This is a genomic window from Priestia sp. AB, assembly GCF_028369225.1.
Classification (GTDB): Bacteria; Bacillota; Bacilli; order Bacillales; family Bacillaceae_H; genus Priestia; species Priestia megaterium.
In genome coordinates this window covers 420,901-432,279 of sequence record NZ_JAQMYN010000001.1, presented here as the reverse complement: position 1 = coordinate 432,279, position 11,379 = coordinate 420,901, and the positions used below count along the sequence as shown (strand labels likewise).

At 39.3% G+C, this 11,379-nt stretch carries 15 protein-coding genes; all 15 read right to left on the bottom strand.

What is annotated here, in order from left to right; translation table 11 throughout:
* Positions 1 to 259 precede the first annotated feature (259 nt).
* Complete coding sequence (locus POF52_RS02235; RefSeq protein WP_033579711.1) at positions 260 to 1,156, bottom strand: polyprenyl synthetase family protein; 897 nt, start codon at positions 1,154 to 1,156, stop codon at positions 260 to 262.
* The gene (locus POF52_RS02230) at positions 1,156 to 1,389 is read right to left on the bottom strand and encodes an exodeoxyribonuclease VII small subunit (RefSeq protein WP_013059140.1); all 234 of its coding nucleotides are present in this window, start codon (positions 1,387 to 1,389) and stop codon (positions 1,156 to 1,158) included. The genes POF52_RS02235 and POF52_RS02230 overlap by 1 nt, the downstream gene beginning before the upstream one ends.
* 3 nt (positions 1,390 to 1,392) lie before the next feature.
* Positions 1,393 to 2,733, bottom strand: coding sequence for an exodeoxyribonuclease VII large subunit (gene xseA / locus POF52_RS02225; RefSeq protein WP_271989479.1), 1,341 nt, complete (start codon positions 2,731 to 2,733; stop codon positions 1,393 to 1,395).
* Positions 2,734 to 2,817: 84 nt separating this feature from the next.
* Positions 2,818 to 3,210, bottom strand: a complete 393-nt coding sequence (gene nusB, locus POF52_RS02220; protein ID WP_013059142.1) for a transcription antitermination factor NusB — start codon at positions 3,208 to 3,210, stop codon at positions 2,818 to 2,820.
* Between the two features lie 221 nt (positions 3,211 to 3,431).
* Positions 3,432 to 3,833: an Asp23/Gls24 family envelope stress response protein gene (locus POF52_RS02215; RefSeq protein ID WP_271989476.1), complete on the bottom strand. Its 402-nt coding sequence runs from the start codon at positions 3,831 to 3,833 to the stop codon at positions 3,432 to 3,434.
* A gap of 29 nt (positions 3,834 to 3,862) precedes the next feature.
* Positions 3,863 to 5,215, bottom strand: coding sequence for an acetyl-CoA carboxylase biotin carboxylase subunit (gene accC / locus POF52_RS02210; protein ID WP_013084993.1), 1,353 nt, complete (start codon positions 5,213 to 5,215; stop codon positions 3,863 to 3,865).
* 12 nt (positions 5,216 to 5,227) lie between these two features.
* Positions 5,228 to 5,734, bottom strand: a complete 507-nt coding sequence (gene accB, locus POF52_RS02205) for an acetyl-CoA carboxylase biotin carboxyl carrier protein (protein ID WP_013084994.1) — start codon at positions 5,732 to 5,734, stop codon at positions 5,228 to 5,230.
* Positions 5,735 to 6,086: 352 nt separating this feature from the next.
* The gene (locus POF52_RS02200; protein WP_271990862.1) at positions 6,087 to 6,731 is read right to left on the bottom strand and encodes a SpoIIIAH-like family protein; all 645 of its coding nucleotides are present in this window, start codon (positions 6,729 to 6,731) and stop codon (positions 6,087 to 6,089) included.
* Between the two features lie 13 nt (positions 6,732 to 6,744).
* On the bottom strand, positions 6,745 to 7,407 hold the full coding sequence (spoIIIAG, locus tag POF52_RS02195) for a stage III sporulation protein AG (protein ID WP_013084996.1): 663 nt from the start codon (positions 7,405 to 7,407) through the stop codon (positions 6,745 to 6,747).
* On the bottom strand, positions 7,404 to 8,024 hold the full coding sequence (gene spoIIIAF, locus POF52_RS02190; protein WP_013059148.1) for a stage III sporulation protein AF: 621 nt from the start codon (positions 8,022 to 8,024) through the stop codon (positions 7,404 to 7,406). The genes spoIIIAG and spoIIIAF overlap by 4 nt, the downstream gene beginning before the upstream one ends.
* Before the next feature lie 5 nt (positions 8,025 to 8,029).
* A complete protein-coding gene (spoIIIAE, locus tag POF52_RS02185) occupies positions 8,030 to 9,214 on the bottom strand; it encodes a stage III sporulation protein AE (protein ID WP_013059149.1) in 1,185 nt (394 codons plus the stop codon).
* 24 nt (positions 9,215 to 9,238) lie between these two features.
* Positions 9,239 to 9,622 carry a stage III sporulation protein AD gene (gene spoIIIAD / locus POF52_RS02180; RefSeq protein WP_013059150.1) on the bottom strand — a complete coding sequence of 128 codons (384 nt, stop codon included), beginning with the start codon at positions 9,620 to 9,622 and terminating at the stop codon, positions 9,239 to 9,241.
* Positions 9,623 to 9,642: 20 nt separating this feature from the next.
* The gene (gene spoIIIAC, locus POF52_RS02175; protein ID WP_013059151.1) at positions 9,643 to 9,849 is read right to left on the bottom strand and encodes a stage III sporulation protein AC; all 207 of its coding nucleotides are present in this window, start codon (positions 9,847 to 9,849) and stop codon (positions 9,643 to 9,645) included.
* Between the two features lie 19 nt (positions 9,850 to 9,868).
* Positions 9,869 to 10,381 carry a stage III sporulation protein SpoIIIAB gene (gene spoIIIAB / locus POF52_RS02170; RefSeq protein ID WP_013084997.1) on the bottom strand — a complete coding sequence of 171 codons (513 nt, stop codon included), beginning with the start codon at positions 10,379 to 10,381 and terminating at the stop codon, positions 9,869 to 9,871.
* 6 nt (positions 10,382 to 10,387) lie between these two features.
* Positions 10,388 to 11,335: a stage III sporulation protein AA gene (gene spoIIIAA / locus POF52_RS02165; protein WP_013059153.1), complete on the bottom strand. Its 948-nt coding sequence runs from the start codon at positions 11,333 to 11,335 to the stop codon at positions 10,388 to 10,390.
* Between the last annotated feature and the right edge of the window lie 44 nt (positions 11,336 to 11,379).

Here is an 11,379-nt window from a genome sequence, read left to right as displayed (position 1 = left end):
TACGTATAGTCAATTTTTAGTATTTCCTTATTACTTACAATACCTTTGATATTCTATCAGTAAACCAGTGATATTCAAAGGAAAACAGTGAAAAAATAGCCGCTAACACAAATGTGATAACGGCCACCAAGATATTGTATATGTCTTTCAAACCTATGCACTACGCTTTTATACAGTAGTAAAATCATTATAGCATAGCCCCTATTGGGACTCAATCTTATTTTACTGTATCACTCAAAAAACCTGACAGAGATCGTCATTAACTATCACGTTTTGCTATATATAAACAAATTTCTTCTAGTAATCCGTGCTTAATTTGAGCTTGACGTAACGAGAGAAGTGCTTGTTCAACATGATACTGTAACTTTTCTTTGGCCGCTTCCATACCTAACAAAGAAGGATATGTCGTTTTTTCATTTTCTGTATCACTGCCAATTGGCTTTCCTAATTTTTCTTCAGACCCTTCCACATCCAAGATATCATCTTGAATTTGAAACGCTAACCCTACATGCTTACTGAATTCTTCTAATAATTCTTGCTGTAGAGGCGTAGCTTTTGCAAGAATAGCTCCTGCTTTTACACAAAAACCTAGCAGCTTCCCCGTTTTGTGAAGGTGAATATATTCAAGCTCATCTAGCGTGAGCTGCTTTTTTTCGCCTTCCATATCCGCAACCTGTCCGCTGATCATACCTTCTGTTCCGCTTGCTTTTACCAGTTCTGTAATGAGCTGAAGCTTCATATGTGATGTAATCTCAGGATGTACCGCTTCAGAAATGAGCTGAAAGCTATTTGTTAAAAGAGCATCTCCAGCTAATATAGCCGTTGCTTCGCCGTACACCTTGTGATTCGTTGGTTTACCTCTTCTTAAGTCGTCATCATCCATGCTAGGTAAATCATCGTGAATGAGAGAATATGTATGAATCATTTCCACTGCACATGCTGTTTCTAATCCCATGCTCTCGTCTTTTCCAAACGCATGTAGCGTTGCAAACAACAGCACTGGGCGAAGTCGCTTTCCTCCTGCCGTAAGCGAGTAAAGCATGGATTCCTTTAAGTTAACCGGAGCATGTAATGCTTTTACCACTTCAGGCAAGCGTGTTTCTACTCGATCTTTTGTAAAAGAAATATACTCTTTTAAATTCATTTCATTCACCATTACTCTTCCTCCTGCACCGAGAATGGCTCAAGCGTTCCGTCTTCACGTAAAATAGTTTCCATTTGCTTTTCAATATGCTGAAGACGATCGTGACAGAATTTTGAAAGAGTCATTCCTTCTTGGAATTGTTGAATTGCTTCTTCTAAAGGCACGTCGCCTTCTTCTAGCTTGTTTACGATGGTTTCTAACTGCTCCATCGCCTCTTCAAACGTATACTCTTTATTTGTCGCCATTTTTCATCGCTCCTCTATTTTCGAAACTTCACACTGCAACTGTCCATCGGTCAAACGAACGTTTACCACATCGCCTTTGGATACTTGTTTGGTTGATTTAATTAACTCTTTTTCTTTATCGTATACTAAGCTGTAGCCTCTTTCCATTGTTTTTAATGGACTAAGCGTATGTAATTTTGACGTTGCCGTTGCAAATAAAAGCTGTTTTTGCTTTAGCAGCTGCTGCATCTCTTTTGTCAGCATTTTCGTCAGCTGCTGTTGACGCTCCGCCGCTTTCGTTAACTGATGCTCGGGGTGATTGCGCAACAAAGCGGCTGTTAGCTGCTCGTAGTTCGTCCGTTTATGTTCAATGTACCTTCTACCTTCACGATAAAAACGCTCCATCAACTGATCTAACTGCTGCTCTTTTTGCTCGACCAACTTTTGAGGATAACGAAAAGCATATGATTTCTGGGATCGTTCAAGCCTGCGGCTACTAGACTGAAGCATTTCTTTCATCGAACGAAGAAGACGGATATTTCGCTGAGTCAATCTTTCTGTAATTTCACTGATATGAGGCACAGCTAATTCCGCAGCACCTGTTGGAGTAGGAGCGCGAAGATCTGCTACAAAATCTGCAATTGTAAAATCGGTTTCATGTCCAACCGCTGAAATAACAGGAATAGTAGAAGTGAAAATTGCACGAGCAACGCTTTCTTCGTTAAAAGCCCAAAGCTCTTCAATTGACCCACCACCGCGGCCAACAATTAATACGTCTGCTTCTTTACGACAGTTTGCTTCTTCAATTGCCTTAATGATAGACGGTGCCGCATTCACTCCTTGAACAAGAGCGGGCATAACAATAATGTTCGCATTATATCTGCGCTTTAATGTCGTAATAATATCACGTACGGCTGCTCCAGTTGGAGATGTAATAACACCTATTGTTGTTGGATACTTCGGCAGTTTGCGTTTCCTAGCAGGATCAAATAAGCCTTCTTTTTCCAGCTTTTTTTTCAGCTGTTCGTAGGCTAAGTATAAGTTTCCAACGCCGTCAGGCTGCATTTCTTTTACGTACATTTGATAATTTCCGCTTGGTTCATAAACCGAAATTTCAGCTCGAATGAGTACATTCATTCCTTCTTCAGGCTGAAAATTAAGCTGCCGGTTATGCCCAGCAAACATAACGGCTGCGATACGAGCATTTTGATCTTTCAAGGTGAAATACATATGTCCCCGACTATGACGTTTAAAGTTGGAAATTTCTCCTTTAATCCATACATCTTGCATGTGAGGGTCTACATCAAACTTGCGCTTAATGTATCGTGTAAGAGCCGTAACGGTTAGATAACGCACTTCACTCATCGTTTTGCCTCCTTTGCAGTCACCCTCTCCCCTTTATATAAAGGAGAGAAGCATTTTGGTCACTTGATTTGGCAAGATGAACCTTTATTTAGATAAAGTTGTTAACACTTTAGACAATACGCCATTGATAAACTTGCTTGATTGATCATCGCCGAACGTTTTTGCTAATTCAATCGCTTCATTTAACGTAACGCTCGTAGGAATTTCTTCTTCATACTTCATTTCGTATACGGCGATACGCAGGATAACGCGGTCTACAGTAGCTACACGATCTAACGTCCATTTTTCTAAATGATTGCGTAAAAGTTCATCAATTTCTTGCTGATGTTCAACCACACCTAGCACGAGACTTTCTAAAAATTGATCAGACTTTTCATTTTGTACAACATTTCCGATTGCCTCCATTGGCTCGGTCTGCCCTAAATCATGCTGAAATAGTGCTTGTAATGCTTTTTGGCGTGCTGTATGTCTTTTCATTATTTTTGCTCCTTTATTTATCTTCTTCAACTAGTATACCTAGATAATAGCATAGTTTATGAAACGATACTTCATTGTTCTTATACGAAGTTTGTAGAACACGAAAAAGACCATCTTTATGACGAGACAGTCTTTTTCACTTTACCATAGCTTGTGCTGAAAAGGAACAAGTAATCATACGTTATTCCATTTTAGCAACAGCCGTTAGGTAAACGTTTGTTTTATTCAATTTCTTCAATATTAGTTTTTTGCGTATCAAACTGAATCCCTACGATATGAATGTTTACTTCATCGAGATCAATAGCTGTCATATTTTTAAGGGCTTGACGAATGTTATCTTGTACTTGTTGCGCTACGTTTGGAATAGACACCCCAAACTTCATCATACAAAATACGTCTACTTTTATCCCGTTTTCTGTTAAGTCCACTTTTACACCTTTACCGTGGTTTTTCTTTCCTAGTTTCTCCACAACGCCAGCTGCAAAATTTCCTCTCATTGCAGAAACGCCTTCTACTTCAGAAGCAGCAATACCCGCAATGACTTCAATAACCTCAGGAGCAATTTCTACTTTGCCAAGAGAATTTGGGTGTTCTTCCATTTCTAATACATGATTTTCATTCATGTACAGCACCTCCTATAGTTTATATTATACTAAGAATTCATTACGTCATATAGCTCAAGAAACTTCGTGTTGAATTCACCGCTAACAAATTTTTCATGATTTAATAGTTTTTGGTGAAAAGGAATAGTGGTTGCAACGCCGTCGATAACAAATTCATCTAACGCGCGCTTCATTCGTTCAATAGCTTCCTCACGAGTTGGCGCATGAACAATCAATTTAGCCACCATTGAATCATAGTAAGGCGGGATTGCATAGCCCGGGTATGCAGCAGAGTCTACGCGCACTCCGTAGCCACCTGGCGGCAAGTACATTTGAATCGTACCTGGTGAGGGCATAAAGTTCTTCTCTGGGTTTTCCGCGTTGATTCGGCACTCAATTGCCCATCCGTTAAATGTCACTTCTTCTTGCGTAAACGGTAAAGTTTCACCATTTGCCACTTTGATTTGTTCTTTAATTAAGTCAACTCCTGTCACCATCTCTGTAACAGGGTGTTCTACTTGGATACGCGTATTCATTTCCATGAAGTAAAATTTGTTTTCACGGTAATCATAAATGAATTCCACTGTTCCGGCTCCTGTGTAATTAACGGCTTGAGCAGCTTTAACAGCAGCGTCGCCCATTAATTCACGCGTTTTTTCGTCTAACGCTGGAGAAGGCGTTTCTTCAATTAATTTTTGAAGACGACGTTGAATCGAGCAATCACGCTCTCCTAAATGTACAGTATTCCCATGAGAATCAGCCAACACTTGGATCTCAACGTGACGGAAATCCTCAATGAACTTTTCAATGTACACTCCAGGGTTACCGAAAGCTGTAGCAGCTTCTTGCTGAGTAATTGTAATACCTTTAATAAGCTCTTGTTCATTTTTGGCAACGCGGATTCCTTTTCCTCCGCCTCCTGCCGTTGCTTTAATAATAACAGGATAGCCAATATCATTAGCGATTGACATACCGTCTTCCACTGACTCTACAATTCCAGTTGAACCAGGAACAATTGGAACACCCGCTTCACGCATCGTTTCTCTCGCTACGTCTTTTGTTCCCATTTTGTTAATGGCTTCAGGACTTGGTCCTACAAATGTAACGTTACACTCTCTGCATAGCTCTGCAAAATCAGCGTTTTCAGCTAAAAAGCCGTATCCAGGGTGAATGGCGTCACAGCCCGTTAGCATCGCAACACTCATAATGTTTGTAAAGTTTAAATAGCTGTCTTTAGATGACGTTGGTCCAATACAATACGCTTCGTCTGCTAATTGTACATGCAAAGAATCGCGATCAGCTTGAGAATGAACAGCTACTGATTCTACACCTAACTCTTTACACGCTCGAATAATTCGAACCGCAATTTCTCCTCGATTCGCAATTAATAGCTTTTTAATCATATTTACCGCTCCTTATTCAGGCTTTACTAAGAAAAGAGGTTGACCGTATTCTACAAGTTGTCCATTTTCAACTAATACGTCAACGATTTCACCTTTAACTTCTGCTTCGATTTCATTAAATAATTTCATTGCTTCTACGATACATACAACCGAATCTTTTTGTACTTTATCTCCAGGAGTCACGTATATATCTGATTCTGGCGATGATGACGCATAGAAAGTCCCTACCATCGGAGATGTAATTTTATGTAAGCTTTCATCAACCGCTGGGGCCGCTTGTTCTTCTTTTGGTTGAGCAGACTGTGCTGCTGGGGCTGGCGCTGGAGCCGCTGCTGCCTGCGGTGCAGGTGCTGCCGCTTGTTCAGGTGCCGAAACCACTACTTGCTGCGCTTGTTTGGAAACAATTGCGTCTTTTTTCTTCATCTTGATTTTGGAGCCTTCGTGCTCATAGGTGAACTCCTCGATTGATGATTGATCAACTAGTTTAATGATCTCACGGATCTCTTGAATTTTTAACATATTGAACACTCCTACCTCATGAAAATAGAATTCTCTACAATGTTAATAATACGACAGATGGCTACAGCCATTCAATTCGTTTGGCAAACATTAAAAAGAAGTTCCACTTACTCTATAATAACTTTTTAGCGTTATCGTTTTATAAATGGAAACATAGCTTTACAGATGACAACACTTATGAAAACGTTTGTCACCTAGTACTAATATAAGATTATGAAACCTATTATAACCGAAGTAAAAAAAGAAAGCCATGTTAAAATTTTTACCGTCTCGCTTAGATTTTAGTCATTTCATAAAAAAAGAAGTGTAAACAACCCCAATTTGCGGCTGTTTCACACTTCTTTTATTCCCTTTATTTAGTTGGTTGAAACTCTACCGCTACTTCTTTTGGACCCATTTCTTTTTTGACTAGCTGAATGATTTGATTTGCTTTTGTTTTTGAGTGTTTTTCTGTCTTAACCGTAATTTGTACTTGCTTTCCGTCTGCTCTTACTAGCGCGTCACTGTATCCTTTTGCTTTAATTAATGTTTCCAGCGTGGCTTCTTTTTCCCCAAGCTTTGATAATTCATCAATTTTATCCATCGCCTTGCTTACTTCCGCAGGCGTCACATTTTTTGATGCAGCTACTTCTTGATACTCTTCTTTTAATTGACTTCTTTCATCATTTAATTCCAAACGAAGAGCCGTAAATAACTCGTCGCTATCTGTGCTTGATACAACCGCTGATTCTTTTGCATTTTTAGCCGTTTCCTTCTTTACATCTCCTGCTGAGCCTTCAGTTTTTGAATCTTCTTTTGTTCCTGATTTCTCATCTGTCTGTTGTTTTGTATTTTCTGCAGGAGCCTTATCATCAGCCTGCTTTTCGCTCTGTTTTTCATTATCTACTAGCGCAACATTACTCTGAGGATTTTCTGGCGTTGTCATGTAATACACCGATAATACAACAACTAAACTTAACATTGTTAATAACCAAACCGTTTGCTTTTTTAATAACATATTCATTTCCCCCTCATCCTTTTTTCGCTAATACTGCTACTCTATGACTTGGTATATCGAGTGCTCTTGTCACAGCTTCAATAATAGATTTCTTTACCTCGATATTATCAGCTCCTTTAGCGACAACTAACACGCCTCTTACTTTGGGCTTTTCGGTTTTAACTACAACAGGCTTTTCTTGTTCTCCACTTCTTACAATGACCAGCTGTTCGTCTGTTGAGGAATCTTCAACTTTACGAGTCCCTCCTTCACGGTCCGTTTCGTTGGTGGTTTGCGATTTTGTGACGCTGTTTTTTTCATATATTTTGGATTCTGTTGCATCTAGGTTCACAATTACTTTTACCTTACTTACGCCTCTAACTTGATCCAAAATATCTTTCAATTCTTCCTCATACCGCTCTTCATAACCTGTCATTGTTGTTGTCTTTTTAGAGCTAAAAGCGGGAACATCCTGTGATACCGGTGGTGCGCTGGTTTCTTTGCTTGCACTCTTTAGTAATCCGCCTGAATTCATAGATGTTGTGAGTGAGTTGCTAAATACCATAAAGATAACGCCTGCAGCTAGTAAAATGCCTATATACATTAACTTTGAAGGTTTCTTCGTAGTTGATGACTGTTTAAGTGAAAAGAACCGCTGAAAAAATGATGGGTCACCTTTTTCTGGCTTTTGACTCATTTCGTGTCTCCCTCCTCCATATTCACAACAACTTGGCCTTGTTTTACATCCCATTTTGCTGCTAAATAGTTGGATAATTTCTTGGATTCTGTTGGCTTGTTTGTTTCGATCGGTGTGGAGGTATCAATAGAAATAACTTTCACAGCTGAAACAACCTCGGAATCATCCGATGCTTTTTTACTTACGGCAACTGAAATAGATTTAATATTATCAGCGGTAGGTTCGTCGTTCGGCTTTTTTGTTTCAATGTGAATTCGATCAATTGCTACACCATACTGATCCATCAACTCCTCTTTTACATCTGCCTCCATTTGGACAGCCATTTGTTCTAAAATATATGCACGTTGTGAAGCTTGTATTTCTTTTTTCTGATTTTCTATTGAATTTTCTACCTGCTGATCGGATCGAATAGATGATAAGCTAAGTGATTTCAGCATTTGATTAACATCGACTTTGAAAATTTGAAAAACGGGTGTAATAATAATCAGCATTAAAAGAAGTCCAACCACCAGCTTTGTATATTTTTGAAAACTAGAATTGGGCAATAGTAAATTAATAATGGTAGCTAATAAGATAAAAAGAACGATATTAGTAATCCACGTCGTTAAGGCCTGCAATTTCTTCACCTCACCATCATTGTGACGTTGCTCGCTGTAATGATGACCGTTAAACATAAGAAAAACATAAGCGAGACAACCGCAAGCGCCGCAAAAATATAGATGACGCTTTTACTGATAATGCTCAAGCAGGAAATAACCGGTCCTCCTCCAATGGGTTGAAGAAGAGCTGCTGCTAGCTTATAGATAAAAGCAAGCGTTAACACTTTAATAGCCGGAAACGCGACGATTAACAGTAAGACTGCTACTCCAGCAATCCCTACTGAATTCTTTAATAGAAGCGAGGCACTGATGACTGTATCAGCCGCATCTGTGAACACACGCCCTACAACAGGTATAAAGTTCCCTGTGACAAACTTTGCCGTTCGAATTGTAATACCGTCGGCAACAGCTGAGGTAGCCCCTTGAACGGATAGCACTCCTAAAAAAACAGTTAGGAATATTCCGAGCACGCCAATGCTTATATTTCTCAACAGCTGTGCAAGCTGTGTAACCTTATGTTCATCTGAAATCGTACTCACAATGCTAAGCAGTGCTGAAAGAAAAAGCAGCGGCATCACTACGTATTGAATAAGCAAACCGCTTGTGTTCATTAAAAACAAAATCATCGGATGAAAAAAGGCTGCCGATACAACTCCTCCTGATGATGCCATTAAGGCAAGCAGCAGCGGCACCAGAGCTAAAATGAATTTGGTCATGGTCTCAATCGCTCCCGTTGCATAAGAGATAGCAATTTGAAAACTATTAAGAGCAATGATGATCAAAACCATATATACAAGCGCATACGCTACTTTACTTACTGTTTGCTGATTAAACGCACTTTGGAGCGTTTGTAAAAACACGCTAAAAACCGTTAGCATAATGAGTGTACCGAGGAGCTTTCCATTCGCTAATACTTCATGAAATAAAAACTTTACAAGACCTCCTAGCCATTCTTTAAGAGAGAACTCTTTTTCTCCTTTTAAAAAATCGACTAAACTTCCCTTCTGACTCTCGGGTAAAAAGCCGCCGTATTGGGTAATAATATCGTCCCAAAACTGTTTGACTTCATCGATACCGAGCTTATCAATTTGTTCATTGACAAGTTCTTGCTGCTTCGGGGGTTCGGAAGCTTGTACATTTTCTGGAAAGAAAAAAAAGAGGAACAAAAGAAGAGCGAGTATATTCACTTTAAACGTCCACCGCTTCATTTCGTCACCTCATATTAAGTAAAATTAATTGGGCAGCATTGAAATAATCGTTTCAATAATGACCGTTAAAATAGGAATTGCCATGGAGAGAATCAGCACTTTTCCACCTAATTCAATTTTAGAAGCAATGGCACCTTGCCCTGCATCTTTCGTAATTTGAGCACCAAATTCGGCGATATAGGCGATACCAATAATTTTCAAAATGGTTTCCACATAAATCATGTTAACGTGGGCATTAATCGACAGCCGCTCGACCATCTTAATAATTTCGTAGATTTGATCAATTAAAAAAAGAAAGATCACGGATCCCACGAATACAACAAGTAAAAAAGCAATAGGTGATTTATGTTCTTTTAAAATAAGAGCCAAAAACGTAGCTACTAACCCTAAGCCCACAATTTGAAGCATTTCAATGGCAACTCACCCCTCTACCCTTGAAATAAAAAAACCGATTTGATTTTTTGAAATAAGTCCTCTACAATCGAAGCAACCATAAATAAAATATAAATAAAACCGATGAGGGTAACCCAGTTCGCGTAATCTTTTTTTCCCATCTGTTCGAGTACGGTGACTAAAAAAGCTACGACGATACCAATCCCAGCAATCTGAAAAATGGTGTTCATATCAATTCCCACATTCAATCCTCCTCTATCGCTACATCAATAGAATGACCAGTAGCAACCCAGATAGAAAGCCTAAACTTTTAACCATTTTTTCATAGCGGTTCTGCTTATCAACTGCATCTTGTTCTTCGCGTTCAAGATGATTCAGCGTCAGTAAGATATGCTTTTGCTGCGAATAACGATCATGCTGACCAAGCGTTTCACCAAATTGTTTTAAGATTTCTATTTCTCCCGTTTTAAGTGCGGTTTGTTTCCAAAATTGGTCCAACGTCTTTTCCCAAGCTTCCTTGACACTTTCACTACCTTCTTTTAATTTCATTGAAAACTCATTAAATAAAGAAGCCAAAGGATTAGGAAGCTGTAGAGATAACAAATGAGCAACTTCTTGAAGAGGCCGATTGCTGTACATAATTTCTGCTTCTAACGACCTCAGAGCCGTTTTTAATTGCCTGAGCTGCCTAGGTCTTGCACTAAGCTGCTTTGCAAATTCAAATCCTGTGTAAGTGGAAGCAAATAAGATAAAGATGGCACCAAACAGTTTCATACACCATCACCCTTTACTATTTTCAATAAGCGACTTTTCAGCGGACGTTTTCATGGAATTATAGTGTTCATCGTAGATAGCCTGAAGTGTTCCAGGACCTCGGCTGTTCGATAGCACAACATACCTTTTGAATACGTGAAGTTTCATTAAAGCTTGCAAAGTGGGACGCTTCATTAAATCGTCAATGTCATAGCCATGAACAGTCATAATGACACGAACGCCAGCATTAACCGCTTCAAGTACGGCCTTACAATCTTCTTCACTTCCCACTTCATCCACGATCAGCACATCGGGGCTCATGGAGCGAATCATCATCATCATGCCTTCAGCTTTCGGACAGCTATCTAATAAATCCATTCTAGATCCGAATGTATGCTGAGGAACCCCTTTAACAGCCCCAGCAATTTCTGATCGTTCATCTACAATTCCCACTTTAAACGGAGGAATCTTAGAGCGCTCTATGCCAGTACTTATTACTCTGGCTAAATCGCGAATCATGGTTGTTTTTCCTGTTTGAGGAGGTCCTATAATGACCGTACTTTGCCAATAGCGATTGTATAAAAAAGGAATAAGCTGATTCGAAATACCAATCTTTTGTTTAGCAATCCGGATATTAAAGGATGATACATCTCGAATCACACGAACCTGTCCATTTTCCGTTACAACTTTTCCCGCTAGCCCAACCCGGTGCCCGCCTTCAATGGTGACATATCCTTTTTTCAATTCTTCTTCAATCATATAAATCGAAAACTGGCTTAATTTATTTAAGATGAATAAAGCATCTTCTGCACTTGGAAGATACGATTCGAAATATGGCTGATTGTTGATTGTAAATTCGACAGGTCTTCCTATGCGCACTCGAATTTCTTCTAGTACATGAGAATGGTTTGTGACATAAAATTCAACAGTCTTTTTTAAATTAGGCGGAAAGATTGCAAGTATTTCGTTTAACATATTCATCCCCTCATATTTGAACTCACTTCAATGTATTATAAGCT